The 23,623-nt window shown below is 73.6% G+C and carries 27 protein-coding genes; 13 read left to right on the forward strand and 14 right to left on the reverse strand.

Translation table 11 applies throughout. The annotated features are described in order from the left end of the window. Positions 1-7: 7 nt before the first annotated feature. The 4 genes from IE295_RS23960 (at position 8) to IE295_RS23975 (ending at position 3,026) form a co-directional block, all read left to right on the forward strand. On the forward strand, positions 8-1,441 hold the full coding sequence (locus IE295_RS23960; RefSeq protein ID WP_190065807.1) for an MATE family efflux transporter: 1,434 nt from the start codon (positions 8-10) through the stop codon (positions 1,439-1,441). 80 nt (positions 1,442-1,521) lie between these two features. Further along, on the forward strand, positions 1,522-1,929 hold the full coding sequence (gene trxA / locus IE295_RS23965; RefSeq protein WP_190065808.1) for a thioredoxin: 408 nt from the start codon (positions 1,522-1,524) through the stop codon (positions 1,927-1,929). Further along, positions 1,922-2,533, forward strand: coding sequence for a histidine phosphatase family protein (locus IE295_RS23970; RefSeq protein ID WP_190065809.1), 612 nt, complete (start codon positions 1,922-1,924; stop codon positions 2,531-2,533). Before trxA ends, IE295_RS23970 begins: the two co-directional genes overlap by 8 nt. Before the next feature lie 67 nt (positions 2,534-2,600). Then, on the forward strand, positions 2,601-3,026 hold the full coding sequence (locus IE295_RS23975) for an OsmC family protein (RefSeq protein ID WP_190065810.1): 426 nt from the start codon (positions 2,601-2,603) through the stop codon (positions 3,024-3,026). A 32-nt stretch (positions 3,027-3,058) separates the two neighbouring features. On the opposite strand, the gene IE295_RS23980 is transcribed toward IE295_RS23975, so the two are convergent. Beyond that, positions 3,059-3,634, reverse strand: coding sequence for a sortase domain-containing protein (locus IE295_RS23980; RefSeq protein ID WP_190065811.1), 576 nt, complete (start codon positions 3,632-3,634; stop codon positions 3,059-3,061). A 119-nt stretch (positions 3,635-3,753) separates the two neighbouring features. Further along, positions 3,754-4,350: a hypothetical protein gene (locus IE295_RS23985; RefSeq protein WP_190065812.1), complete on the reverse strand. Its 597-nt coding sequence runs from the start codon at positions 4,348-4,350 to the stop codon at positions 3,754-3,756. 182 nt (positions 4,351-4,532) lie between these two features. Between IE295_RS23985 and IE295_RS23990 the strand changes: the two genes are divergently transcribed. Next, a complete protein-coding gene (locus IE295_RS23990; RefSeq protein ID WP_190065813.1) occupies positions 4,533-5,048 on the forward strand; it encodes an isochorismatase family protein in 516 nt (171 codons plus the stop codon). A 43-nt stretch (positions 5,049-5,091) separates the two neighbouring features. Here IE295_RS23990 and IE295_RS23995 read toward each other — a convergent pair whose 3' ends face one another. Then, positions 5,092-5,541 (reverse strand): MarR family winged helix-turn-helix transcriptional regulator, encoded by a 450-nt coding sequence (locus IE295_RS23995; protein ID WP_190065814.1) that lies wholly within the window; start codon positions 5,539-5,541, stop codon positions 5,092-5,094. A gap of 89 nt (positions 5,542-5,630) precedes the next feature. Between IE295_RS23995 and IE295_RS24000 the strand changes: the two genes are divergently transcribed. Together IE295_RS24000 and IE295_RS24005 are read left to right on the forward strand one after the other, a co-directional pair. Then, positions 5,631-6,659 carry an NADP-dependent oxidoreductase gene (locus tag IE295_RS24000; protein ID WP_224322893.1) on the forward strand — a complete coding sequence of 343 codons (1,029 nt, stop codon included), beginning with the start codon at positions 5,631-5,633 and terminating at the stop codon, positions 6,657-6,659. A 118-nt stretch (positions 6,660-6,777) separates the two neighbouring features. Beyond that, the gene (locus IE295_RS24005; RefSeq protein WP_190065816.1) at positions 6,778-7,575 is read left to right on the forward strand and encodes an EI24 domain-containing protein; all 798 of its coding nucleotides are present in this window, start codon (positions 6,778-6,780) and stop codon (positions 7,573-7,575) included. A 4-nt stretch (positions 7,576-7,579) separates the two neighbouring features. On the opposite strand, the gene IE295_RS24010 is transcribed toward IE295_RS24005, so the two are convergent. Next, positions 7,580-8,302 (reverse strand): carbon-nitrogen hydrolase family protein, encoded by a 723-nt coding sequence (locus tag IE295_RS24010; protein ID WP_190065817.1) that lies wholly within the window; start codon positions 8,300-8,302, stop codon positions 7,580-7,582. Positions 8,303-8,309: 7 nt separating this feature from the next. Next, positions 8,310-9,611, reverse strand: coding sequence for a PA0049 family protein (locus IE295_RS24015; protein ID WP_224322892.1), 1,302 nt, complete (start codon positions 9,609-9,611; stop codon positions 8,310-8,312). 89 nt (positions 9,612-9,700) lie between these two features. Between IE295_RS24015 and IE295_RS24020 the strand changes: the two genes are divergently transcribed. After that, on the forward strand, positions 9,701-10,504 hold the full coding sequence (locus IE295_RS24020) for an MgtC/SapB family protein (RefSeq protein ID WP_190065818.1): 804 nt from the start codon (positions 9,701-9,703) through the stop codon (positions 10,502-10,504). Positions 10,505-10,819: 315 nt separating this feature from the next. Here the strand turns inward: IE295_RS24020 and IE295_RS24025 are convergent, their stop codons facing one another. After that, positions 10,820-11,707 carry an SGNH/GDSL hydrolase family protein gene (locus IE295_RS24025; protein WP_190065819.1) on the reverse strand — a complete coding sequence of 296 codons (888 nt, stop codon included), beginning with the start codon at positions 11,705-11,707 and terminating at the stop codon, positions 10,820-10,822. A gap of 316 nt (positions 11,708-12,023) precedes the next feature. Between IE295_RS24025 and IE295_RS24030 the strand changes: the two genes are divergently transcribed. Together IE295_RS24030 and IE295_RS24035 are read left to right on the forward strand one after the other, a co-directional pair. Next, positions 12,024-12,518, forward strand: coding sequence for a DUF3145 domain-containing protein (locus tag IE295_RS24030; RefSeq protein WP_190065820.1), 495 nt, complete (start codon positions 12,024-12,026; stop codon positions 12,516-12,518). A 62-nt stretch (positions 12,519-12,580) separates the two neighbouring features. After that, the gene (locus tag IE295_RS24035; protein ID WP_190065821.1) at positions 12,581-13,465 is read left to right on the forward strand and encodes an NAD(P)-dependent oxidoreductase; all 885 of its coding nucleotides are present in this window, start codon (positions 12,581-12,583) and stop codon (positions 13,463-13,465) included. Between the two features lie 73 nt (positions 13,466-13,538). On the opposite strand, the gene fabF is transcribed toward IE295_RS24035, so the two are convergent. The 5 genes from fabF to IE295_RS24060 all read right to left on the reverse strand — a co-directional run bounded on the left by fabF (position 13,539) and on the right by IE295_RS24060 (position 18,459). Next, on the reverse strand, positions 13,539-14,801 hold the full coding sequence (gene fabF, locus IE295_RS24040; RefSeq protein WP_190065822.1) for a beta-ketoacyl-ACP synthase II: 1,263 nt from the start codon (positions 14,799-14,801) through the stop codon (positions 13,539-13,541). 64 nt (positions 14,802-14,865) lie between these two features. After that, positions 14,866-15,114 (reverse strand): acyl carrier protein, encoded by a 249-nt coding sequence (locus tag IE295_RS24045; RefSeq protein ID WP_190065823.1) that lies wholly within the window; start codon positions 15,112-15,114, stop codon positions 14,866-14,868. Positions 15,115-15,213: 99 nt separating this feature from the next. Then, a complete protein-coding gene (locus IE295_RS24050) occupies positions 15,214-16,218 on the reverse strand; it encodes a ketoacyl-ACP synthase III (RefSeq protein ID WP_190065824.1) in 1,005 nt (334 codons plus the stop codon). Positions 16,219-16,231: 13 nt separating this feature from the next. Beyond that, positions 16,232-17,185 carry an ACP S-malonyltransferase gene (locus IE295_RS24055; RefSeq protein ID WP_190065825.1) on the reverse strand — a complete coding sequence of 318 codons (954 nt, stop codon included), beginning with the start codon at positions 17,183-17,185 and terminating at the stop codon, positions 16,232-16,234. Positions 17,186-17,283: 98 nt separating this feature from the next. Beyond that, the gene (locus IE295_RS24060; RefSeq protein WP_190065826.1) at positions 17,284-18,459 is read right to left on the reverse strand and encodes a PucR family transcriptional regulator; all 1,176 of its coding nucleotides are present in this window, start codon (positions 18,457-18,459) and stop codon (positions 17,284-17,286) included. An 83-nt stretch (positions 18,460-18,542) separates the two neighbouring features. Here IE295_RS24060 and IE295_RS24065 point away from each other — a divergent pair, with 83 nt between their 5' ends. Continuing rightward, positions 18,543-19,214, forward strand: a complete 672-nt coding sequence (locus IE295_RS24065) for a pirin family protein (RefSeq protein ID WP_190065827.1) — start codon at positions 18,543-18,545, stop codon at positions 19,212-19,214. Here IE295_RS24065 and IE295_RS24070 read toward each other — a convergent pair whose 3' ends face one another. Beyond that, positions 19,215-20,033 carry a serine hydrolase domain-containing protein gene (locus tag IE295_RS24070; protein ID WP_190065828.1) on the reverse strand — a complete coding sequence of 273 codons (819 nt, stop codon included), beginning with the start codon at positions 20,031-20,033 and terminating at the stop codon, positions 19,215-19,217. It abuts the gene before it with no gap. A gap of 107 nt (positions 20,034-20,140) precedes the next feature. On the opposite strand from IE295_RS24070, the gene IE295_RS24075 reads away from it, so the two are divergent. Both IE295_RS24075 and IE295_RS24080 read left to right on the forward strand, forming a co-directional pair. Then, on the forward strand, positions 20,141-20,599 hold the full coding sequence (locus IE295_RS24075) for a MerR family transcriptional regulator (RefSeq protein WP_190065829.1): 459 nt from the start codon (positions 20,141-20,143) through the stop codon (positions 20,597-20,599). Between the two features lie 5 nt (positions 20,600-20,604). Further along, entirely contained in the window at positions 20,605-21,621 is a 1,017-nt protein-coding gene (locus IE295_RS24080) for an aldo/keto reductase (protein ID WP_190065830.1), read from the forward strand. Positions 21,622-21,642: 21 nt separating this feature from the next. Here IE295_RS24080 and IE295_RS24085 read toward each other — a convergent pair whose 3' ends face one another. Both IE295_RS24085 and IE295_RS24090 read right to left on the reverse strand, forming a co-directional pair. Continuing rightward, the gene (locus tag IE295_RS24085) at positions 21,643-22,314 is read right to left on the reverse strand and encodes a response regulator (RefSeq protein WP_190065831.1); all 672 of its coding nucleotides are present in this window, start codon (positions 22,312-22,314) and stop codon (positions 21,643-21,645) included. Beyond that, positions 22,311-23,600 (reverse strand): sensor histidine kinase, encoded by a 1,290-nt coding sequence (locus IE295_RS24090; RefSeq protein ID WP_224322891.1) that lies wholly within the window; start codon positions 23,598-23,600, stop codon positions 22,311-22,313. The genes IE295_RS24085 and IE295_RS24090 overlap by 4 nt, the downstream gene beginning before the upstream one ends. Between the last annotated feature and the right edge of the window lie 23 nt (positions 23,601-23,623).

Here is a 23,623-nt window from a genome sequence, read left to right on the forward strand (position 1 = left end):
GCCCCTCATGCAGCCCACCGTCCTCCTGCGCGACGGCCGCGCCCTGGCCGTCCTCGCCGTCCCCCTCGTCCTCACCCAGCTCGCCCAGGTGGCCCTGACCACCACCGACACGGTGATGATGGGCCTGCTGAGCACCCGCGACCTGGCGGCCGGCGGCCTGGCCCTCGTCATCTTCAACCAGCTCCGCACCATGGGCGTGGGCCTGGTCACCTCCGTGGGCAACCGGATCGCCGCCGCCGCGGCGCGGGCCGAGACCGCCGGCGGCGACACCGCGAGGGGCGGCGAGGAGATCCGCGGGATCGTCCGCGCGAGCGTGGCGGTGGCCACGCTCGCCGGGCTGGCCGGGGCCGCCGTCATGCTCCTCGTCGGCCACGCCCTCACCGGGCTCGGCCAGGAGGCGGCCGTCGCCGCCCGCGCGCGCACGATGCTCCTCGCGCTGGCCCCCGGCCTGCTGCCGTGCCTGTGGTTCCAGGCGGTCCGTCAGTTCACCGTCGGCATGCGGCGCCCCCAGGCGCTGCTGCGGATCACCCTCGCCTCCGTCGCGGTCAACGCCGGCCTGAACTGGCTGCTGATCCACGGCACCTGGGGCCTGCCGGAGCTGGGCCTGCCCGGCATCGGCGTGGCCACCTCCGTCGTCCACCTCCTGTCCTTCCTGGCGCTGTACGCCTCGGCCCGGCGGGACACCGTCCTCGCGCCGCTGCTGAGCCTCAATGCACTCGGGGCCGACCGCGCAGGCGTACGGGAGCTCGTACGCCTGGGCGTCCCCATCGCCGCGACCTACGGGTCGGAGGCAGGCTTCTTCTCGGTCACCGCGCTGATGGCCGGCTCCTTCGGCAGCACCGCGCTGGCCGCCCACACCGCCGTCAACCAGCTCGTCTACATCGTCTTCCAGGTCGCCGTCGGCCTCTCCCACGCCGCCTCCATCAACGTCAGCCGCGAACTCGCCCTCGGCCGCCCCGACGCCGCCCGGCGCATCAAGAACACCGCCCTCGCCTGCGGCGCCGCCGTCATGACCGTCGTCGCTCTCGTCTACGTCGCCTTTCCCCGCCTGGTGCTGCGCCCGTTCCTCGACGCCGGCGGTGCGGACGGCGGCGAGGCCGCCGCGATCGCGACCCGGCTCCTGCTCGTCGTCGCCGTGCTGCAGTTCTTCGACTGCGCCCAGAACATCGGCGTCGGCCTGCTGCGCGGCCTCGACGACACCAGGAGCGGCTTCCGCATCACCCTCGTCGGATACTGGGCCGTGGGCCTTCCCGCCGCATGGCTCCTCGCCTACGCGGCGGACCTCGCGACCCTCGGCGTCTGGCTCGGCCTGCTGGCCGGCCTCGCCACCACCGCGGTCCTCCTCCTGCGCCGCTACGGCTCCGGCCTGCGCGCCCACGCCGGCGCCACGGGCCGGGAGGCCGTCGCCGTCACCCAGCGGGCGGGCGGACCTGCGGAATAGTGGGCGGTGCCGCCTCGTTACGGGTAGCGTCCCCGAGCCACACTGGACCGACCGAGACAAGCGGAAGCGGGTAGGCGCTCATGAGCAGCAGCACGGTGGAGCTGACCAAGGACAACTTCGACGAGGTCGTGTCGGGCAGCGGGTTCGTGCTCATCGACTTCTGGGCGGAGTGGTGCGGGCCGTGCCGGCAGTTCGCGCCCGTGTTCGAGAAGGCGGCGGAGACCCACGACGACCTGGTGTTCGCCAAGGTCGACACCGAGTCCCAGCCGGAGCTGGCGGCGGCCTTCGAGATCACGTCCATCCCCACGCTGATGATCGTGCGGGACAACATCGCCGTCTACGCCCAGCCCGGCGCGCTGCCGCAGGCCGCGCTGGAGGACGTCATCCGGCAGGCCCGCGCCCTCGACATGGACGAGGTCAAGGCCTCCGTGGTGCAGGCGCAGTCGCAGGCGGAGGGCAAGGCGCAGGCGCCGGGCGCCGATGAGTGAGCTGCTGCTGATCCGGCACGGCCAGACCGAGTGGAGCCGCGACGGCCGGCACACGAGCTACAGCGACGTGGCGCTGACCGAGCGCGGCGAGCGCGAGGCGGAGGCGCTGCGGCCGTGGCTGGCGGAGCGGGACATCGCCCAGGTCCTCGTCAGCCCCATGGCCCGCGCCGCGCGGACGGCCGGGCTGGCGGGCCTGAAGGACGTCGAGACCGAGGACGACCTGCGCGAATGGGACTACGGCGGGTACGAGGGCATCACCACCGCCGAGATCCAGCGCGAGCGGCCGGGCTGGTTCCTCTTCGAGGACGGGGTCGTGCCCGGGCCGCCGGGGCATCCCGGGGAGAGCCCCGCGCAGGTGGGGGAGCGCGCGGACCGGGTGCTCGCGCGGATCGGGCCCCGGCTGGGTGACGGTGCGGGAGGCGACGTGGTGCTCGTCGCCCACGCCCACTTCCTGCGGGTGCTGACGGCTCGTAGGCTCGGGCTGCCGCCGTCGGCCGGGGCGCTGTTCCGGCTCGACACCGGGACCGTCAGCCGGATCGGCACCGAGCACGGCAGGCCCGCGCTGCTCGCCTGGAACGGGCGTGTCGGAGCCGGGAGCCGGTAGCCGGGAGCAGGATGATCGGGGCGTTGCCCTGATGGTGTGATGACCGTTCTTCGTGGGAGGAAAAAGCGTGGCCACCAACCGCATCGCGACCACCGTCTGGGAGGGCGAGCTGCTCAAGGGCAGCGGCGTCGTCTCCTTCGATTCGTCCGGCATCGGCGAGCAGCCCGTCTCCTGGCCCTCCCGGGCCGAGGCCGCCAACGGCAAGACCAGCCCCGAGGAGCTCATCGCCGCCGCGCACTCCAGCTGCTTCTCCATGGCCCTCTCGCACGGCCTGACCGGCGCCGGCACCCCGCCGACCCGGCTGGTGACCAAGGCCGAGGTGACGTTCCAGCCGGGCGAGGGCATCACCGGCATCCACCTCACCGTCCGCGGCGAGGTGCCGGGCCTGGACGAGGAGGGCTTCACCGCGGCGGCCGAGGACGCCAAGAAGAACTGCCCGGTCAGCCAGGCGCTCACCGGTACGACGATCACGCTGGCCGCAGAGCTCGCCTGAGCTCACCCGAGCCCGGCCGGGTGCCGGGCCCGTCAGGGCTTCAGGGTCGCGTAGACGATCAGGTTCTCCGCCCGGTGCCCGTCGCCGGCGGAGGGCTCGCCCGCGCAGGTGACCAGGCGCAGCACCCTCTCCTTGGTCTCCCCGTAGACCTTGTGGGCGGGGAAGGCGCCCCCGGTGGCCTTCTCGGTGCCGGTCACCGCGAAGTGCAGCACCGCGCCGTCCCCGCGCCGGATGTCGATGACGGTGCCCTCGCCGACCTTGTCCAGGTCGTGGAAGACGGCCTTGCCGCCGTGCGAGTCGCTGTGGCCCACGATGACGGCGGCGCCCGGGGTGCCGGGCTGGGCGCTGCCGGTGTACCAGCCGGCGGTCATGCCCTTCTCCGGCGGCGGAACCCGCACGGAACCGTCCTTGTTGCGGGTCAGCCGGATCAGCGGGCTGTCCACGCCGATGGACGGGATGGAGACCCGCGACGGCTCCTCGGCCCGGGCGGGCCCGCCGATGACCTTGTCGGTCCCGCCGCCCGGCGCGCAGGCGGCCAGCAGCGCGGCCGCCACGGCCGAGAGCAGGCCGAGGGCGGGGAGGAGCGTTCGACGGGACACACGGGACATGCCCCCCAACCTAGGGACCGTCCGTGCGCCCCCGCCTCGGCCGATCGGCCACTTCGCACCCCCCTGTGGTGCGAGACGGCCCCGCGGCGCGGGGCAGCCCGGAGCGCGTCAGTGGCGGGCTACGGCACCAGCCGCTGGAAGAGGCCCCAGGTGAACTCCGCCACGTACCCGCCCCGCGTCCCGTCGGCGTCGGGGGCCGTGAAGGCCAGCCGCCAGCGGGTGGGGGCCGTGCCCTCCATGGGCCGGGCCGGCGCGAAGGCCCGCGCGACCTCGTCCACCGTGCACGACCAGGGCAGCAGCTCCTCGACCGTGCGCGGCACGGCGGCGGGCGCGCCGGGGGCGCGGACCAGCCATTCGTTCCACACCACCCCGCCGGGCGCGGCCAGCACCTCGAAGCGCAGGTCCGGCCAGAGCGGCACCGGCCAGGTCATCGCCTCGAAGGCGAGGTCGCCCACCCGGCGCTCGCCGACGGTCTCGGGCGGGCCGAGGACGGAGCGGTAGCGCGCCCCGGCGCCACGGCGGCGCGGGGAGTGCAGCATGGCCTGCCAGCGGCGGTTGGCCTCGCGCATCCCGGCGCGGGAGGCGCCCAGTTCGCGCAGGGCGTCCTCGACCAGGCCGCCCTGGTGGTCGGCCATCCGGCGCAGCAGGACGAGCTGGAACTCCAGCGGGCCGAAGGGGGCGGCGCCGCCGGGTACGGGGTCGGTCTCCGGTCTCATGCGGGCCATCGTCGCGCACGCGGGCGCTTCCCGCGCGATCGATCGGCGATCCGCCGGGAGTTGTGCCGCCGGCCGCGGGGCGCCGGGCGAAGTCCCCCTTTCGCGCAAGCTTTACCTCCCGGCAGTCCTGAGCTGGTCCGGAGGCCGCCCACGCCGTGGTCGCGGCCGGTACGGTCTGGACCATGACGGAAATCGACCCCCAGCGCACCGCACTCGTCCTCGTCGATCTCATGGAACGCGTCGTGGCGTTGCCGCTCGCGCCGCGATCGGGAGACGAAGTGGCCGGTACGGCGGCGGAGTTGGCGCGGGCCTTCCGCAAGGCGGGCGCGCCGGTCGCGGTCGTACGGGTGGAGCGGCCCGGCCTCGCCGAGCAGCCGCCCGGCAGCGGGCTGCTCGCGGGGCTGGCGGAGCCGGGCGACATCGAGATCGTCAAGCGGTCCGTGGGCGCGTTCCACGGCACGGAGCTCGACGCCCGGCTGCGCGAGCGCGGCGTGCGCACGCTCGTCCTGGCCGGCATCGCGACCAACCTCGGCGTGGAGTCGACGGCCCGGGCCGCCGTCGACCACGGCTACGAGGTGGTGTTCGTGGAGGACGCCATGAGCGCCCTGACGGCCGAGGAGCACCGCGCCTCGGTGGCGCTGGACATGCCGCGCCTGGGGACCGTGGTGACCGCCGGCGCGCTGGTCCTGCCGGAGTAGGGACCGGAGCGGAGGCCGGAGCGGAGGGGGCCGGGGCCGCCCGTCAGGGGGTCTCGCCCAGCATCCGCCGGAGCAGGTCGCGCAGCGTCGTGCGCTCCTCGGTGGAGAGCCCGGCCAGCGGTTCGCGCGCGAAGTTCAGCGACGCGCGCAGCCGGCCTGCCGTCTCCCGGCCGTCCTCCGTGACGGCGGCGAGCTTGACGCGGCGGTCGTCCGGGTCGGGGCGGCGCTCGACCAGGCCGCGGCCCTCCAGCCGGTCGACGATCCCCGTGACGTTCGACGGCTCGCACTTGAGCTTCTGGGCGATGCGCCGCATGGGCATCGCCTCGCGCGCGAGCAGGGCCAGGACGCGGGCCTGGGCGCCGGTGAGGGAGTGCTTGGCCGCGGCTTCCTCGTACTCCTCGTGGTAGCGCGCCACGACCGTCCCGACGAGTTCGACCACCTCGACGGTCAGGGCGTCGGTGTGCGGAGTGGTCCGCGGCGTGTGAGGAGTCATGGGAAACAGGCTACTCGCTTGCTTGACAATGTGAAATATCGAGGCGCATGGTTGTTTCAGTTCATGAAGCATTGAGAAGGGTTGGTTCCATGTCCGCCTCCGCCGGCACCCCCGCCACCAGCCGTGAATGGCACCTGGTCGCCCGCCCGCAGGGCTGGCCCAAGCCGGAGGACTTCGCCCTGCGCGAGGCCCCGGTCCGTCAGCCGGGCGAGGGGCAGATCCTGGTCCGCAACACCCACATGTCGGTCGACCCGTACATGAGGGGCCGCATGAGCGGGGTGAAGTCCTACGTCGACCCCTACGAGCTGGACAAGCCGATGCTGGGCGGCGCCGTCGGCCGCGTCGTCGCCTCCGGGGCCGAGGGCTTCGAGGAGGGCGACCACGTCCTGCACCACCTCGGCTGGCGCGAGTACGCCCTCGTCAACGCGAAGTCCGCCGTGAAGGTCGACCCGGACGTGGCACCGCTCGGCACCTACCTCGGCGTGCTCGGCATGCCGGGCCTGACCGCCTACGCGGGTCTGCTGCGCGTGGCGGACTTCAAGGAGGGCGACACCGTCTTCGTCTCCGCCGCCGCCGGCGCGGTCGGCAGCCAGGTCGGCCAGATCGCGAAGCTCAAGGGCGCCTCGCGCGTCATCGGCAGCGCGGGCTCGGACGAGAAGGTGCGCGTCCTCGTCGAGGAGTACGGCTTCGACGCCGCCTTCAACTACAAGAACGGCCCCGTCAGGGAGCAGCTCGCCGAGGCCGCCCCCGACGGCATCGACGTCTACTTCGACAACGTCGGCGGCGAGCACCTCGAGGCCGCCATCGCCTCGATCAAGCTCCACGGCCGCATCGCCGTCTGCGGAATGATCTCCCAGTACAACGCCACGGAGCCGACCCCGGCCCCGCGCAACCTGGCCCAGATCATCGCCAAGCGCTTCCGCATGGAGGGCCTGCTCGTCGGCGACCACTACGACCTCCAGGGCCGGTTCGTCGAGGAGGTCTCCGCCTGGGTGCGCTCCGGCGAGCTGAAGTACCGCGAGACGGTCGTGCACGGCGTCGACAACGCGGTGGACGCCTTCCTCGGCCTGCTGCGCGGCGAGAACACCGGCAAGATGATCGTCCGCCTCGGCGACTGAGCCCGGTCCGCTTCCCTTCCCCCCTATCCCGCCGGGGACGGTCCCGGGACGGTCTCGCGACCGTCCCGGGACACGAGCGCGACGATCGCATTCCGCCAAGCCGCTACGCTTTCCCGCCATGCGAGATCTTGTTGCGGGCATGACGTATCTGGCCGAGGGCCAGCGCTGGGTGGGGCGTAACCGCCGGCAGTGGGGGTTCGGGCTGCTGCCCGGGCTGATCACGCTGGTCGGGTACGCGGCGGCGGCCGTCGCGCTCGCCTTCTGGGCGGACGACTTCGTCACCTGGGCCACACCCTTCGCCGACGACTGGGGCTCGCCCTGGCTCGGCATCTTCCGCGCCGCCCTGATGACGGTGTTCTTCGGCGCCGTGCTGATGCTGTCGCTGGTCACGTTCACCGCCGTGACCCTGCTGGTCGGGCAGCCCTTCTACGAGTCGCTGTCCGAGCGGGTCGACCTGGCCGAGGGCGGCAGCGCCGCCGAGTCCGGGCTGCCGCTGTGGCGGGAGCTGTGGATCTCGGCCCGCGAGAGCCTCGCCGTGCTCGTACGGGTCGCCGTGTGGGGCGTGCTGCTCTTCGCGCTCGGCTTCGTGCCCGTCATCGGGCAGACCGTCATTCCCGTCCTCGGCTTCTGCGTCTCCGGGTTCTTCCTCGCGGAGGAGCTCACCGCCGTCGCGCTGCAGCGGCGCGGGGTGCCGCTGCGGGAGCGGCTGCGGCTGCTGCGCTCGCGCAAGCTGCTGACGCTGGGATTCGGGGTGCCGCTGGCGCTGCTGTTCCTGGTGCCGTTCGTGGCGGTGTTCGTGATGCCGGGCGCGGTGGCCGGGGCCACGCTGCTGGTGCGGGACCTGATGGGCGAGGAGGCGTCCGAGCCGTCCGGGGAGCCGGAGCAGGACGCTCCCTGGCCCCCCGCCTTCTCGTAGGGCACTACACCTCGGCCGTCACCAGCGCCGCCGCCCCCTCCTCCGGCCCCTCCGCGAGGGCGTGCCCGTCCGGCCCCCAGAGGCCGCTGCCGCCGCAGGCGTCGTACGGGCCGGCGGCCCCCACGTGGTTGGCCAGCAGGACGTGCAGGCCGTGATCCTTCGCCAGCGCCGGGAAGATCTCCCGGCGTTCGGCCTGTCCGGGGCCCCGGCCGTACAGGGAGCTCGCCAGCAGCGCGCCGCAGCCGTCGGCCGCCGCACGGGCGGCCAGGTCCGGGAAGTGGGCGTCGTAGCAGATGGCGAGGCCGAAGGACACGCCGTTCAGGGTGAACCGCCCGTCCGCCGTGCCCGCCGCGAAGCCGGCCGCCAGCTCGTCCCGCGTCAGGTGCACCTTGTCGTAGCGGGTCAGCGGCGCGCCGTCCGGGCCGTACACGAACGAGGAGAGCGTCGGGCCGGCCGGCAGCCGGCCCGCGCAGTTCACCACCGCCGCCACGCCCGCCGCCCGGCAGGCGGCGCGGAGCGGGGCCAGCCGGGCGTCGTCCGGGGCCATGGTCAGCCGGTCCGGGTCGGCGGTGATGCCCTCGAGCTCGTAGCCGGTGACGGCCAGTTCGGGGAAGACGACGAGCGCCGCACCCCGCTCGCCGGCCTCGGTGACGAGCGAGGCCATGGCCCCGATGTTGGCCGCGACGTCGAGCGGGCGGGCGGTGAACTGCGCTGCTGCGATGATCATCGGGTCATCATGGCTGGTCAGTGCCGCCGACCGCCACCGCCAGCACCGACCGGATCTGCGCGGTGATCGCCAGCCGGTTGCGGACGAACTCCGGATCCGTGACCCGACCCGTCGCGGGGTCGGCGTTGTCGTCGCCGAACCGCAGCACGGGCGTGTGCAGGTGCCCGCCCGGCACGCTCAGCCGCACCGCGTCGCGCAGCAGGGTCGCGCGGTAGGCGATCTCGTTGGAGAGGTAGTCGCCCCCGCCGCCCGCGCGGGCCGTCGAGCCCGGCGTCGGGCCGTCCGCCCGGTCCACCTCCTCCGTGCCGCCCGCCGGGATCTCGGTGACGGCGGTGTTGTCGTACACCGGGAACGGGCCGGTCCGCGCCGCCGTGATCGCGGCGTACGGCAGCGAGGTCGTCGTCCACTGCGGCTGCGGGGTCACCGTCGGCACCCCGGGCGGCACGGGCACGGTCTCCGTGCGGGAGACGTTCGCGTTGTCGGGATAGCCGCCGCGCCAGGCGCCGTTGGTGCGCTCGACGTCGAAGCGGCCGGGCCGGCCCTGGCTGATGGTCGTGAAGAGGTCCACCTGCCGCTGCCCGGGCCGGAAGTGGGGCAGCAGGGTGCGCTCGACGGTGCCGTCGGCGAAGTCGGCCCAGCGCACCGGGAAGACGGCCGCCTCGACGCGCGCCGGGCCCGCCGGGGTGTCGATGACGGTGCCGTCCAGCGCGAGTGCCGCCGCGCCCGAGGGGTTGGAGCGGCGGGCGTCGGAGTCCAGCTGGAACGGGTCGAAGCCGGTGATCAGCACGCGCTTGACCTTCGTCCCCGCCGGCAGCTCGATGGAGTCCTGGCCGCGCGAGGTGCGCTCCACCGCCGCCAGCAGGGCGGCGCGCCCCCGCTCGTCGAGGGCGAACGCCGGCCGCCACTCGCGCAGCGCGCGCGTCATGCCCAGCCGCGCCCAGTACAGCGGCCGGTCGTCGTCCCTGCTCAGGTCCCCGCCGTCCGGCCCCCGGCCCTGCGCGCGGTCCACGGCGCGCCGCCACAGCCGCCGCCCGTCCGCCGTCGCCAGCCGCTCGGCCTGCGCGAGGCCGGAGGTGCGGGCCAGGGCGCGGGCGAAGCCGGGCGCCACGTCGTCGAAGCCGCTGCGCCGCAGGATCTCCTGGGGCACGGCCCCGGTGAGGCGCTGCTCCTCGACCGTGAGGGCCGGGGCGGCGGGGGCGGCGCCGGCCGGGGTGGGCAGGGCGAGCGGGAGGCAGGCGAGGAGGACGGCGCCCAGGGCGCCCAGCGGGGTGGTCCGGACCCGTCGCCGGGTTATCTCTGTGGGTCTCATGAGACGGAAGGAAATCACCGGGCCGCGATCGGCGGTAGAGGGCTGCCAACTCTCTTCGTAGAGAGGTGATTTCAGGCCACAATGGCGAGATGGTCATAGCGCAGCTCTTCGCCGATCCGCTCATATCCGCCGGCCAGGCCGTCGCTGCCGAACTGTTCGACCCCAGAGCGGGCCAAGGGGCCCGCCAGATGGCCGAGTTGGCCCTCGCCCTGCTCCTCTCCTCGCTCGTCGGCCTCGAGCGCGAGCTGCAGCAGAAGAGCGCGGGCCTGCGCACCCACACCCTGGTGGGCGTGGGCAGCGCACTGTTCATGGAGGTCTCGATCCACGGCTTCGGCGCCCTGGGGGACCTGACGGGCACCCGCCTGGACGGCTCGCGGGTGGCCGCACAGATCGTCTCGGGCATCGGATTCATCGGCGGCGGCCTCATCTTCGTCCGCCGCGACGCGGTACGCGGCCTGACGACGGCCGCGACCATCTGGCTGACCTGCGCCGTCGGCATGGCCTGCGGCGGCGGGCTGCCGCTGCTCGGCGCCGCCGCGACCGTCGTGCACTTCCTGGTGGTGCGCGGCTTCCCGGTGTTCACCCGGCGGCTGGCGGTGGTGCCGGCCACCGAACGGGTCGAGCTGCGGCTGTCCTACCGCACCCGCAGGGGCGTGCTCGGCAGGGTGCTGGAGCTGTGCACCAAGAGCGGCTTCCGGGTCACGGACGTCCACATCGACGCCGAGGCGGCCGTGGGGGAGGGTCCGGACAAGGGGAAGGGCAAGGCCAAGGAGGCGGGCGTGGTGCTGAGCCTGGAGGGCAAGGGCTCCGCGCACCCGCTGGTGGAGGAGCTGACCGACTGGGACGGCGTCCTCGGCGTGGGCCTGCGCGCCCACCGCGACAGCACCGAATGAGGGCCGCCGTCCCCGGTGCGGGTGAACTCGCTTAGGAGAAGGGCGGGTTCATCGGATAGCGTGCGGGTCAGAGGGCGGCCGCGGCTTCCGCGCCCGCCTTCGGCCACGGCCTGCGCCGACCCGCGCGGGCCCGCGCGGCGCCGGTCGTCCGGGGCGAGGGTACGGAGGCCGGGGCCGCGCCCCGTGTCCGCGGCGTGCGCGGCGGACCAGGCCGTGCGTGGCGGCCGGCTTCCCGGCCGCCTCCCGGGCGAGGGGCGGGGCCACCTGACAGGCCCCGCCCCTTCCTCGTCCGCCGGAGGGGCCCTGGGGCACGGCTTACGCGCCCGGCTGCCGCACTGCGGTGATCGTCCGGTAGGCGAGGCCCGCCAGCTCGCCCTGGCCCTGCCTGCTGGGGTGGAACCAGTCCCACTTGCTCAGCTGCTGCCCGGTGAAGTCGTAGTTGTTCACCGCGCCGTCGTAGCGGCACAGGGCGTCGCGCGAGCAGACGTCCTTCAGCACGGCGTTGTACTCGCCGACGCGCTTGACCACCTGGGCCCGGCGGCCCTGCGCCTCCTCGTCCATCACCTCGGCGTCGCGCAGCATGGACGGGCAGACGGAGCCCAGCTTCCACACCTGCCGGCCGAACATGCTCTTGCGGCCCTCGGACCACAGCCGCTGGAGGTCGGGGATGCTGGCGACGTAGACCTGGGAGGTGGGCAGGGCGGTGCGCAACTGCCTGATGGAGGACTCGAAGTCGGCGCGGAAGGAGTCCACGGACGTCATATCGGCCACATTCGCGCGGCAGGCGTCATTGGCTCCCAGGAGCACCGTCACCAGCTGCGGGCGCTGGGCGACGGCCGCGCGCATCTGGCCGGGCAGGTCCGCCATCCGGGCGCCGGTGCGGGCGTAGTTCCAGCTGCTGGTCTGCGGCGATGTCAGCAGGCGGCGGGCGAGGCTGTCGACGGTGGTGCCGGTGGCCCAGGAGGCTTCGGGGCAGTCCTCGAGCACCGAGCAGGCGTCGAAACCACGGGTGATGGAGTCGCCGAGGGAGGCGATCGAGGTGGGGCGGGGGTTCCAGGCCGGGCGGGTGGGGCTCGGCTTCGCCACGGCGGCCTTGCTCTCCGAACCGCCGTCGTCGCAGCCGGTGACCAGCAGCGCTGCCGAGAGCAGCGCCACCGCCGCCCGCATGGCTCCGGACCGCTTCCGCCTCGTACTGCCGCCCATCCTCGTTCCCCCTCCGGCCGGGTGATATCTGTCCGGGACCGACGGTACGTCACCCCCGGCGCGCCGCCGCACGGTAGCTTTTCCCCCGGGTGATCGGGTCCGCCCGGCATCTTTCGTACTGCGGCGCCACCACATCACAACACGTCACATCCTGTCCCTTTTCAGGAGAAATGCTCCCGATGGTGTTTACTGTTGGTAACCTCGCGAGCTGGTGCGGGAGTGGCCATTGGGGCAGACTGTCTGCTGCCCCGGGCGGGACCGGTACGGGTGCGAGGCCGCTGGGGAAGGCGAACCTCGAACCGCACGGGAGGTCCCGGTGACGACACGTGGAGTTCTGTACGTGCACTCCGCGCCGCGCGCGCTGTGCCCGCACGTCGAATGGGCCGTGGCGGGCGTCCTCGGGGTGCGCGTCACCCTCGACTGGGTCCGCCAGCCCGCGGCCGCCGGCACCTGGCGCTCGGAATTCTCCTGGCAGGGCCGGCCCGGCACCGCCTCCCAGCTCGCCTCCGCGCTGCGCGGCTGGCACCTGCTCCGCTTCGAGGTGACCGCCGAGCCCTGCGCCGCCGCCGAGGGCGAGCGCTACAGCTCCACCCCCGACCTGGGCATCTTCCACGCCGTCACCGGCATCCACGGCGACATCCTCGTCCCCGAGGACCGGCTGCGTGCCGCCCTCGCGCGCGCCGGCCGGGGCGAGAGCGACCTCCAGGACGAGGTCGCCAAGCTCCTCGGCAAGCCCTGGGACGACGAACTCGAACCCTTCCGCTACGCCGGCGAGGGCGCGCCCGTGCGCTGGCTGCACCAGGTGGTCTGACCCCTCCGGCCCGTCGGTCGCGTCTTGCCCTGGAGTGCACTCCAGGCCCTAGCGTCGGGGCCATGTCGGATACGCGTACGACCTCAGTCGCCGTCCTCGGTACCGGAATCATGGGCGCGGCCATGGCCCGCAACCTCGCCCGGGCCGGGCTGTCGGTGAGCGCCTGGAACCGCACCCGGGAGAAGGCCGAACCGCTCGCCGCCGACGGAGTGCGGATCGCCGACGCACCCGCCGACGCCGTGCACGGCGCCGACGTCGTGCTCACCATGCTCCACGACGGTCCCGCCGCCCTGGAGACGATGCGCTCCGCCGCCGCCGGCCTGCGGCCCGGCACCGTCTGGGCGCAGGCGGGCACCGTCGGCCTCGACGGGTTCGGTTCCCTCGCCGCCTTCGCCCGCGAGCAGGGCCTCACCCTCGTCGACTCCCCGGTCCTGGGCACCAGGCAGCCGGCCGAGGCCGGGAAGCTCACCGTGCTCGCCGCGGGGCCCCGCACGGCGCGCCCGGCCCTGGCACCGGTCCTCGAGGCCGTGGGCAGCCGGACCGTCTGGGTCGGCGACGACGCCACGAGCGGCGCGGCCACCCGGCTCAAGCTGGTCCTCAACAGCTGGGTGCTGACCGTCACCCACGGCACGGCCGAGGCGCTCGCCCTCGCCCAGGGCCTCGGCGTGGACCCGGCCGCCTTCCTGGACGCGGTCGCGGACGGGCCGCTGGACATGGGCTACCTGCGGACCAAGGCCCGGCTCCTCCTCGACGGCGCCCTCACCCCGCCGAGCTTCGCGACCAGCACGGCCGAGAAGGACGCCCGCCTGATCGTCGACGCGGGCGCGAGCGCCGGCGTGCGGATGGACGTGGCCGCCGCGGGCGCCGAGCGCTTCCGGCGGGCGGTCGAGCAGGGGCACGGGGACGAGGACATGGTGGCGTCGTACTTCGCCAGCTTCGACCGTTAGCGGCGGGACACGACGAAGGGCCCGCCCCGGCTGTGGAAGCCGGGGCGGGCCCTTCGTGCGTACGGGCGCGCGATCAGACCGTGCGCAGCGCGAGCACCACGTTGTGGCCGCCGAAGCCGAACGAGTTGTTGATCGCCGCGATGGAGCCCTCGGGGAGGGCGCGCGGCTCGTCGCGGACGATGTCCGCGTCGATGTCCTCGTCCAGGTCGTCGACGTTGATCGTCGGAGGGGCCGTGCGGTGGTGCAGGGCGAGGACGGTGGCGACCGTCTCGATGCCGCCGGCGCCGCCGAGCAGGTGGCCCGTCATCGACTTCGTCGCGGACACCGCGACGTGGTCGAGGTCGTCGCCCAGGACCTTGCGCAGCGCCTTGATCTCGGCCGCGTCGCCCTGCGGGGTGGAGGTGGCGTGCGCGTTGAGGTGCACGACCTCCGCCGGCTTGAGGTCGGTGGTGTCGAGGAGGTTCTGCAGCGCGGCCGCGATGCCGCGGCCGGTGGGCTCGGGCTGGGCGATGTGGTGGCTGTCCGCGGACAGGCCCTGGCCCAGCACCTCGCAGTAGACCCGGGCGCCGCGCCGGGCGGCGTGCTCGGCCGACTCCAGGATCACGATGCCGGCGCCCTCGCCGAGGACGAAGCCGTCGCGGGCCTTGTCGTAGGGGCGGGAGGCCGTGGTGGGCTCGTCGTTGTTCTTGGACATCGCCATCATGCTGGCGAAGGCCGCGACGGGCAGCGGGTGGATGGCCGCCTCGGTGCCGCCGGCGACGACGACGTCGGCACGGCCGGAGCGGATCATCTCGTAGGCGTAGCCGATGGCCTCGGCGCCCGACGCACAGGCGCTGACCGGGGTGTGCACGCCCGCCTGGGCGTTCACCTCCAGGCCGACGTTGGCGGAGGGGCTGTTGGGCATCAGCATCGGCACGGTGTGCGGGGAGACGCGGCGGGCGCCCTTCTCCCGGAGCACGTCGTACTGGTCGAGCAGGGTGGTCACGCCGCCGATGCCGGAGGCCACGACGGTGCCCAGGCGCTCGGGGGAGACGGAGGTGTCCTCGCCGGCCTTGGCGGTGAAGCCCGCGTCGGCCCACGCCTCACGGGCGGCGATCAGCGCGAGCTGGGCCGAACGGTCCAGCTTGCGGAGCAGGGGGCGGGGCAGGACGTCGGCGGGGTCGACGGCCACGGGCGCCGCGATGCGGACGGGCAGCTCGGCGAACCGCTCACCCTCCAGGGGTTTGACGCCGGAACGCCCGGCGAGCAGCCCTTCCCAGGTCGTTGCGCTGTCGCCACCCAGCGGTGTGGTTGCGCCGATACCGGTGACGACCACGGTGCGATTGGTCGGATTCACAGGAATTGTCTCCACGTGTAGAGGTGCTGGAACCGCCACCGCCGGGGTGGCGACGAACGCTTGATCAGGCCTGGTGCTTCAGGATGTAGTCGGCAGCGTCGCCGACGGTCTTGAGACCCTTGACGTCCTCGTCGGGGATCTTCACGTCGAAGCGCTCCTCGGCGGCGACGACGACCTCGACCATGGACAGCGAGTCGACGTCCAGGTCGTCGGTGAAGGACTTGTCCAGCTGAACGTCCTCGGTGGGGATGCCGGCGATCTCGTTGACGATCTCGGCGAGACCCTCGAGGATCTCCTTCTCGGTGGCGGCCATGTGGCGCTCCTTCTATCGATAGTGCGGTGTGCTGCTAAGGAAACTGCTGAGGCGGTGAGCCCGCCGGCGCCTGTGAGGGGCCGGAACCGTGGATCTCGCCTAGGGGAGGGTAACGACCGTGGCGGCGTACACGAGACCCGCCCCGAAGCCGATGAGGAGCGCGGTGTCCCCGCTCTTCGCCGCTCCGGTCGCCAGGAGGCGCTCCATGGCAAGCGGAATGGAGGCCGCGGAGGTGTTGCCGGTGGTCTCCACGTCGCGGGCGACCGTCACGCTGTCGGGCAGCTTGAGGGTCTTGACCATCGAATCGATGATCCGCATGTTCGCCTGGTGCGGAATGAAGACGTCCAGATCCTCCGGGCTGACCCCGGCCTCGTCCAGCGCCCGCTGGGCGATCTTCGCCATTTCGAAGACGGCCCAGCGGAACACCGCCTGACCCTCCTGGGTGATGGCGGGGAAGCGGACGTCGGTCTCCTCGCGGTAGACGTCCCAGGCCACGGTCTGCTTGATGGTCTCGGCCTTGTCGCCCTCCGAGCCCCACACGACGGGACCGATCGCCGGCTCCTTGGAGGGGCCGACGACCACGGCGCCCGCGCCGTCGCCGAACAGGAAGGCCGTCGCGCGGTCCTCCAGGTCGGTCAGGTCCGACAGCCGCTCGACGCCGATGACCAGGACGTACTCCGCGGAGCCGCCGGTCACCATGTCCTTGGCCATGGCCAGGCCGTAGCCGAAGCCGGCGCAGCCGGCCGAGATGTCGAAGGCGGCGGGCTTGCCCGCACCCACCTTGTGGGCGATCTCGGTCGCGACGGCCGGGGTCTGCTTGAAGTGCGAGACCGTCGAGACGATCACGGCGCCGATCTGCTCGGGGGTGATGCCGGCGTCGGCGATCGCCTTGCCGGCCGCCTCGAGGGACATGGCGCTCACGGTCTCGTCCGGGCCGGCCCAGTGACGGGTGGCGATGCCCGAGCGCGAGCGGATCCACTCGTCCGAGGAGTCGATGTGCTTGAGGATCTCCTCGTTCGGCACCACCCGGACGGGCCGGTAGCCGCCCACGCCCATGATGCGCGCGTATGCGGCGCCCTTGGCGGGTTTGATCTTCGCGGTCATGCTCTCGGGCTCCTTATTCGGCCGTGGACCCGGCGGCGTCGGCATGCTCGGCGATCAGCTCGCGGGCGGCGTCCAGGTTGTCCGGGGTCTTGAGCGCGAGGGTCTTCACGCCGGGCAGGGCGCGCTTGGCCAGGCCCACGAGCGTGCCGCCGGGGGCCACCTCGATGATCGCGGTGACGCCCAGCTCCTTGAAGGTCTCCATGCACAGGTCCCAGCGGACCGGGTTGGCCACCTGGCCCACCAGGCGCCGGACGACCTCGTGGCCGCTCGCCACGACCTGTCCGTCCTTGTTGGAGACATAACGCGTATGCGGGTCCGCGGCTTCCAGCTCGCCCACCGCGGCCTCGAGGACCGAGACGGCCGGGGCCATGTGGTGGGTGTGGAACGCGCCCGCCACCTTCAGCGGGACGACCTTGCGGGTTCCCTCGGGCTTGTCCTCGTTCAGCGCCGCCAGCTGCGCGGCGGTGCCGGCGGCCACGATCTGGCCGGCGCCGTTGACGTTGGCGGGGGTCAGGCCGAGCTTCTCCAGGTGCGGGAGCACGACGTCGGGCTCACCGCCCAGCAGCGCGGACATGCCGGTCTCGGTGATCGCGGCGGCCTCGGCCATGGCCAGGCCGCGCTTGCGCACGAGCTCCATGGCGGCCCGCTCGGACAGCACACCGGTCAGCGCGGCGGCGGCGAGCTCGCCGACGCTGTGGCCGGCGGCCGCGCCCACGAGGCGGGCGAAGTCGTCGGAGGACGCGAAGAGCTGCCCGGCGGAGACCAGGGCGGACGCGACGAGCAGTGGCTGGGCCACGGAGGTGTCACGGATCTCGTCGGCGTCGGCTTTCGTGCCGTAGTGGACGAGGTCCAGGTCGATGGCGGCCGACCATTCCCGCAGGCGGTCTTCAACACCGGGAAGGTCGAGCCAGGGGGTCAGGAAGCCGGGCGTCTGAGCGCCCTGGCCGGGAGCGACGAGTACGAGCACCCTCACACTCTCTCTCGTGGACGGTATCGGTCACCCGTGGGGACAGGGACGAAGAACCGTCAGGGGAATTGTTGACGTTCGACAAAAGCCTACGGGTGTCATTCGGCGTCGGCCAGGCGCCCCAGGATCAGTGCGATCCGCAGCGTAAACGCTGACCGGACGTCGGAGGGTGACCAGCCGGTGACATCCGTCACACGTCGGAGGCGGTATCGCACGGTGTTGGGGTGGACGAACAACATGCGTGCCGCCCCCTCCAGGCTGCTCGCCTGCTCCAGATAGACGCTCAGCGTCTCCAGCAGGGCCGAGCCCGCCTCCTCCAGCGGTCTGTAGATCTCCTCCACCAGCTGGTCCCGCGCAGCCGGGTCGCCGGCCATCGCGCGCTCGGGGAGCAGGTCGTCGGCGAGCACCGGACGGGGGGCGTCCGGCCAGGCCGCGCAGGCCTTCAGCCCCGCCGCCGCGGCCTGTGCCGAGCGGGTCGCGGCCAGCAGGTCGCCCACCACGGGCCCGGCCACCACGGGGCCGGCCGCGAACGGGCCGATCAGCGCCTTCGCGGCCTGCAGCGGGTTCTCCACGCCGCCCACGATCACCACCAGCCGGTCGCCCAGCACGCCCGTGAGGACCTGCACCTTCACGTGCCGCGCGGCCCTGCGGATGGCCTCCACGGTCAGCTCGCTGTCCCCGTTGGGGGCCGTGCCCAGCACCACCGAGACGTTCGCGGGGCCGCTCCAGCCCAGCGCCGCCGCCCGCGACAGCGCCCCCTCGTCGGCCTCGCCCGACAGCACCGCGTTGACCACCAGCGACTCCAGCCGGGCGTCCCACGCGCCGCGCGCCTCGGCGGCCTGCGCGTAGACCTGGGCGGTGGCGAAGGCGATCTCCCGGGCGTACACCAGCAGCGCCTCGCGCAGCGCCGACTCGTCGCCGGGGGCCGCCACCTCGTCGATGGCCGACTCCATGACCTCGATGGTCGTGCGGACCATCTCCACGGTCTGGCGCAGCGTGATCGCCCGGGTCAGCTCGCGCGGGGCGGTGCCGAAGACGTCGGTGCTGATGGCCTGGGGGGTCTCCGGATGCCGGAACCACTCGGTGAACGCGGCGATGCCGGCCTGGGCGACCAGGCCGATCCAGGACCGGTTCTCCGGGGGCATCGCCCGGTACCACGACAGCTGGGCGTCCATCCGGGCGATGGCCGCGGCGGCCAGCGTCCCTGAGGACTTCTCCAGGTTGCGCAGGGTGGCGCTGTGCGGGTGCGGGGTGTCAGCAACTGGTTCGGGCACGGGGACAAGCCTGCCTTATTCGGGTGGGGTCCGGAGCCGCCGGGCCCCCGCGGGGTGCTCCGCGGGGCTACGGTGGGCCGGTGATGTACGTGCAACGAGCGGCCGAACGCTTCCGCGGCGGGGATCCGGCGGCCGGCATCGAGACCTGGCACGCCTTCTCGTTCTCGGGCTTCTACGACCCCGACAACGTGCGCTTCGGCCCGCTCGCGGCCTGCAACGAGGAGCGCCTCGCGGGCGGCGCCGGCTTCGCGGAGCACCCCCACCGCGATGTCGAGATCGTGACCTGGGTGGTGGAGGGCGAGCTCACCCACGAGGACTCCACGGGTCACGTGGAAACGATTCGCCCCGGCGACGTCCAGCGGCTCAGCGCGGGCTCCGGCGTGCGCCACAGCGAGCGCAACGCGGGAGCCGCCCCCTTGCGCTTCGTGCAGATGTGGCTCACGCCGTCCGAAGGCGACGAGGAGCCGTCGTACGAGGTGGTGCGGGGCATCGCCGACGGCACTCCGTACGCGCTGACGCGCGCCGAGGCGGTGCTGCACGTCCGGCGCCTGCGGGGCGCCGAGCGCACGGCCCTGCCGGACGCGCCGTGGCTGTACGTGCACGTGGTGCGCGGCGCCGTCCGGCTGGGCGCGGAGGTGCTGCGGGAGGGCGACGCGGCCCGCGTCCTGGACGCGGAGGGCCTGACGGCCGAGGCCGTCGGCTCCGCCGCCGAGCTGCTGGCGTGGGAGATGCACGCCGAGCCGCACTTCGGCTGATCAGGCCCGGCCGAGCTCGGCCAGGACCGCGTCCGTCAGCAGCGGCCAGGCCTCGATGGCCCAGGGGCCGAAGGCCCGGTCGGCCAGCGCCACGCAGGCCGCGCCCGCCTCCGGGTCCACCCACAGGAACGTGCCCGCCTGGCCGAAGTGCCCGTACGTCCGGGGCGAGGAGGCGGTGCCCGTCCAGTGCTGCGACTTCCTGTCGCGGATCTCGAAGCCCAGGCCCCAGTCGTTGGGGCGCTGGTTGCCGTACCCGGGCAGCACGCCCGCCAGGCCCGGGAACGCCACCGACGTGGCCGCCTCCACGGTCTCCGGCGCCAGCAGCCGCGGGCGCTGCAGCTCCGCCGCGAAGCGCGCCAGGTCGTCCACCGTCGAGACGCCGTCCTTGGCGGGCGACCCGGGAAGGTCCGTCGAGGTCATCCCCAGCGGCTCCAGCACCGCCTGCCGCAGGTACTCCGCGAAGGGGATGTCCGTCGCCTTGGCGATGTGGTCGCCCAGCACCTCGAAGCCCGCGTTGGAGTACAGGCGGCGGGTGCCCGGCTCGGCCATGGGCCGGTGCTCGTCGAAGGCCAGGCCCGAGGTGTGCGCGAGCAGGTGGCGGACCGTCGAGCCCGTCGGGCCCGCCGGCTCGTCCAGCTCGACCGCGCCCTCCTCGACCGCGACCAGCGCCGCGTACGCGGTCAGCGGCTTGGTCACGGACGCCAGCGCGAACCGGTGCCCGGTCGGGCCGTGCGAACCGGCCAGGGTGCCGTCGGCCCGTACGACGGCCGCCGCCGCGGTCGTCACGGGCCAATTGTCGATCGTGCGCAGGCTCTCCATGGCAAGGAGCCTAACGCGGCCGCCGAACGCGCCGGATCTCACTTGCCTGGAGTGCACTCCAACTCTTTAGCGTGGGGGGCACGCACGGTTCGCGAGGGGGAAACGGCATGACAGTGATCGACAGCCCGCCGGTGGAGGTCCCGGTGTGCCTGGAGCTCGACCGGCAGCGCGTCCGGCGGCCCGAGGGCAGGGAGCGCTTCACGATCAGCGAGGTCGTGGAGTACACCGGCCTCTCCGCGCACACGCTGCGCTGGTACGAGCGGATCGGCCTGATGCCGCACGTCGACCGCTCGCACACCGGTCAGCGTCGTTACACCTGCCGCGACCTGGACTGGCTGGACCTGGTGGGCCGGCTGCGGCTGACCGGCATGCCGGTGGCCGACATGGTGCGCTACGCCGAGCTGGTCCGCCAGGGCGAGGAGACCTTCGCCGAACGCGAGCGGCTGCTGAGCGCGCACCGCGACGACGTCCGCAGGCGCATCGCCGAACTGCGCAGCACGCTGGACGTACTCGACTACAAAATCGACATCTATGCCGACGCCCGCCGGGCGTCCGAAAGGGCATGAGGGACATGAGCAACGAGACGATCGCACGCGTCACCCTCGGCAACGGAGGCCCCGGGACGGGCGTCCAGGGACTCGGCTGCATGGGCATGAGCTTCGCCTACGGGCCCACCGACGAGACCGAGGCCCGGGCGACGCTGGAGCGGGCCCTGGAACTGGGCGTCACGCTCTTCGACACCGCCGACATGTACGGCAACGGCGAGAACGAGAAGTTCATCGCGCCCTTCATCCGGGCCCACCGCGACGACGTGGTCCTGGCCACCAAGTTCGCCATCGACGCCAACCCCGAGAACCCCGCGGACCGGGTCGTCCGCAACGACCCGCCCTACATCCGCAAGGCCGTCGAGGCCAGCCTGAAGCGGCTGGGCGTCGAGCAGATCGACCTCTACTACATGCACCGCCGCAACCCCGACGTCCCGCTGGAGGAGTCCGTCGGCGCGATGGCGGAACTGGTGGCCCAGGGCAAGGTCAAGCACCTGGGGCTGAGCGAGGTGACCGGCAGCGAGCTGCGCGCGGCGCACGCCGTGCACCCGATCGCCGCCGTGCAGTCGGAGTGGTCGCTCTTCAGCCGGGACATCGAGGAGAACGTCGTACCGACCGCCCGTGAGCTGGGCGTCGCCCTCGTGCCGTACTCGCCGCTGGGGCGCGGCTTCCTGACGGGCACGTTCACCGACGCCGCCAAGGAGCTCTCGGGCGACGACTGGCGCCGCACCCTGCCGCGCTTCACGGGTGACAACGCGGAGGCGAACGCGGCGCTGCTGGAGCCGGTGCGGGCCATCGCGCGGGCGCACGACGCCACGCTCGCCCAGGTCGCGCTGGCCTGGGTCCAGCAGCGGGCGGACGTCCACGGCCTGACGGTCGTTCCGATCCCGGGCACGCGCAAGCGCAGCCGCCTGGAGGAGAACGTCGGGGCGACCCGCATCGAGCTGACGGCCGATGAGCTGGCGACGCTCGAGCCGGTCGCGTCGAAGGTCGCCGGGACCCGCTACCCGGACATGTCCTCCACGTCGGCGGGCCGCGAGTAGCACCCCGGGCGGGCCCCGGGCTCACTCACCCGGGGTCACCAGCCCCGACTCGTAGGCGAAGATGACCGCCTGGGCGCGGTCGCGCAGGCTCAGCTTGGCCAGCACCCGCCCGATGTGCGTCTTGACCGTCTGCTCCGCCAGCACCAGCTCGGCCGCGATCTCCTGGTTCGACAGGCCCCGGGCGATCAGCTCCAGGACCTCCGTCTCACGCGGCGTCAGCCCGTTGAGCCGCACCGACCGGTTCCGCCGGGGCGCCGGGCGGGCGGCGAAGTCGGCGATCAGACGGCGCGTCACCGAGGGGGCCAGCAGGGCCTCCCCGGCGGCCACGACCCGTACGGCCGAGATCAGGTCGGCGGGCGGGGCGTCCTTGAGCAGGAAGCCGGACGCGCCCGCGCGCAGCGCCTCGTAGACGTAGTCGTCGACGTCGAACGTCGTCAGCATCAGCACCTTCGGACGGTGCGTCACCCCCGGAGGAGGGTCCAGGAGCCGCCGCGCTGCCTCCAGGCCGTCCATCTCCGGCATGCGGACGTCCATCAGCACCACGTCCGGATGGGTGCGCCGGCTCAGCTCCACGCCCTGCCGCCCGTCCGCGGCGTCGCCGACGACGTCGATGTCGCTCTGCGCGGCCAGCAGCGCGGCGAACCCGGCCCGCACCATGGCCTGGTCGTCGACGATGATCACGTTGATGGTCATGCGGGGGAGGATTCCTCTTCTGTGGTGAACGGGAGCCGGGCCGCCACCCGGAAGCCGCCGTCGGGCAGCGGACCGGTGTCGAGCGTGCCGCCGACCAGCCGGACCCGCTCCCGCATGCCGACCAGGCCGTGGCCCGTGCCGCTGGTCTCCAGCGGCGCGGCGCCCGGCTCGGCCGTGGCGGCGTTGACGACCAGGAGCGTAAGGCTCCGGCGGTCCTCGCCGAGGGAGACCGACACCCGGGTGGCCGCGCCCGGGGCGTGCCGGACGACGTTGGCCAGGGCCTCCTGGGCGATGCGGTAGGCGGACAGGTCCACGGCCTGCGGCAGCGCGGCGGGCACCGGCTCCGGCATCGACAGCTCCACCGGCACCCCGGCCCGTACCGTCGCCTCCACCAGCTGCGGGATCCGCTCGACGCCCGGCTGCGGCGCCCGCTCGGGCCCGCCGGCCGGGCCGGTGCCGTCCTCGCTGCGCAGCACGCCCAGCAGGCGGCGCATCTCGGTCAGCGACTCCCGCGCGGTGGCGGCGATCGTGGTGAACTCCTCGCGGGCCGCGTCCGGGAGGTCCGTGATGCGGTACGGGGCGCTGTCGGCCTGCACGGTGATGACGGACATGTGGTGGGCGACCACGTCGTGCAGCTCGCGGGCGATGCGGGCGCGCTCCTCCAGCAGGGTGCGGCGGGAGCGTTCGGCCTCGCTGATGGTCTCCTGCTCGGCCAGCGCCCGCCGGGCCAGGCCGCGTTCGCGCAGCAGCGAGGTCACCACGAGCAGGATGCCGCCGAGGATGACGGGCAGCGGCCAGGAGCCGTTGCTGCGGCCGGGGTCGAGGCTGTCGAAGAGGATGCCGGCCGCCCCGGTCAGCGCCCAGACCGCGACCAGGACGCGGGGCCGCTCGCGCAGGCCGAGGGCCAGCATGAGCAGCAGCATGCCGACGATGCCCGCGGGTGTCCACGGCCAGGCCCAGCCCTTGGCCGCCGGCACGGTGATCAGGGCCGCCGCGCCCGCCACATGACCGGTGAAGGCCACCGCCCAGGCCGCCAGCGGGCGGCGCACGGCGAGCAGCAGCGGCGCGGTCTGCACGAGGCAGAGCAGGAGCGCGAGATCGGAGTTCAGCCCGTACTCGTCGCCCAGCACCATGGTGCCGGACGGCAGGAGGATGGCGATGAACAGCGCCGCGACGAGGTACGGCAGGCGGCGCACGAAGCGGCTGCGGGCGTGGCCGAGGAGGGGCTCGGGCCGCGCGGCGGGGGCGAGCGCGGCGCGTGCACGGCGGAGCGGTGAGGAAGGCATGACGTGCTCAGCGTAGGGGGGAC

The sequence above is a fragment of the Streptomyces griseocarneus genome (assembly GCF_014655595.1).
Lineage (GTDB): Bacteria > Actinomycetota > Actinomycetes > Streptomycetales > Streptomycetaceae > Streptomyces > Streptomyces griseocarneus.

Excerpts from the sequence above, each read along its gene's own strand:
- IE295_RS23960 (WP_190065807.1), top strand. The coding sequence starts at position 8 with ATGCAGCCCACCGTCCTCCTGCGCGACGGCCGCGCCCTGGCCGTCCTC.
- trxA (WP_190065808.1), top strand. The coding sequence starts at position 1,522 with ATGAGCAGCAGCACGGTGGAGCTGACCAAGGACAACTTCGACGAGGTC.
- IE295_RS23970 (WP_190065809.1), top strand. The coding sequence starts at position 1,922 with ATGAGTGAGCTGCTGCTGATCCGGCACGGCCAGACCGAGTGGAGCCGC.
- IE295_RS23980 (WP_190065811.1), bottom strand. The coding sequence starts at position 3,634 with ATGTCCCGTGTGTCCCGTCGAACGCTCCTCCCCGCCCTCGGCCTGCTC.
- IE295_RS23985 (WP_190065812.1), bottom strand. The coding sequence starts at position 4,350 with ATGAGACCGGAGACCGACCCCGTACCCGGCGGCGCCGCCCCCTTCGGC.
- IE295_RS23990 (WP_190065813.1), top strand. The coding sequence starts at position 4,533 with ATGACGGAAATCGACCCCCAGCGCACCGCACTCGTCCTCGTCGATCTC.
- IE295_RS23995 (WP_190065814.1), bottom strand. The coding sequence starts at position 5,541 with ATGACTCCTCACACGCCGCGGACCACTCCGCACACCGACGCCCTGACC.
- IE295_RS24000 (WP_224322893.1), top strand. The coding sequence starts at position 5,631 with ATGTCCGCCTCCGCCGGCACCCCCGCCACCAGCCGTGAATGGCACCTG.
- IE295_RS24005 (WP_190065816.1), top strand. The coding sequence starts at position 6,778 with ATGCGAGATCTTGTTGCGGGCATGACGTATCTGGCCGAGGGCCAGCGC.
- IE295_RS24010 (WP_190065817.1), bottom strand. The coding sequence starts at position 8,302 with ATGATCATCGCAGCAGCGCAGTTCACCGCCCGCCCGCTCGACGTCGCG.
- IE295_RS24015 (WP_224322892.1), bottom strand. The coding sequence starts at position 9,611 with ATGAGACCCACAGAGATAACCCGGCGACGGGTCCGGACCACCCCGCTG.
- IE295_RS24020 (WP_190065818.1), top strand. The coding sequence starts at position 9,701 with ATGGTCATAGCGCAGCTCTTCGCCGATCCGCTCATATCCGCCGGCCAG.
- IE295_RS24025 (WP_190065819.1), bottom strand. The coding sequence starts at position 11,707 with ATGGGCGGCAGTACGAGGCGGAAGCGGTCCGGAGCCATGCGGGCGGCG.
- IE295_RS24035 (WP_190065821.1), top strand. The coding sequence starts at position 12,581 with ATGTCGGATACGCGTACGACCTCAGTCGCCGTCCTCGGTACCGGAATC.
- IE295_RS24045 (WP_190065823.1), bottom strand. The coding sequence starts at position 15,114 with ATGGCCGCCACCGAGAAGGAGATCCTCGAGGGTCTCGCCGAGATCGTC.
- IE295_RS24050 (WP_190065824.1), bottom strand. The coding sequence starts at position 16,218 with ATGACCGCGAAGATCAAACCCGCCAAGGGCGCCGCATACGCGCGCATC.
- IE295_RS24065 (WP_190065827.1), top strand. The coding sequence starts at position 18,543 with ATGTACGTGCAACGAGCGGCCGAACGCTTCCGCGGCGGGGATCCGGCG.
- IE295_RS24070 (WP_190065828.1), bottom strand. The coding sequence starts at position 20,033 with ATGGAGAGCCTGCGCACGATCGACAATTGGCCCGTGACGACCGCGGCG.
- IE295_RS24075 (WP_190065829.1), top strand. The coding sequence starts at position 20,141 with ATGACAGTGATCGACAGCCCGCCGGTGGAGGTCCCGGTGTGCCTGGAG.
- IE295_RS24080 (WP_190065830.1), top strand. The coding sequence starts at position 20,605 with ATGAGCAACGAGACGATCGCACGCGTCACCCTCGGCAACGGAGGCCCC.
- IE295_RS24085 (WP_190065831.1), bottom strand. The coding sequence starts at position 22,314 with ATGACCATCAACGTGATCATCGTCGACGACCAGGCCATGGTGCGGGCC.
- IE295_RS24090 (WP_224322891.1), bottom strand. The coding sequence starts at position 23,600 with ATGCCTTCCTCACCGCTCCGCCGTGCACGCGCCGCGCTCGCCCCCGCC.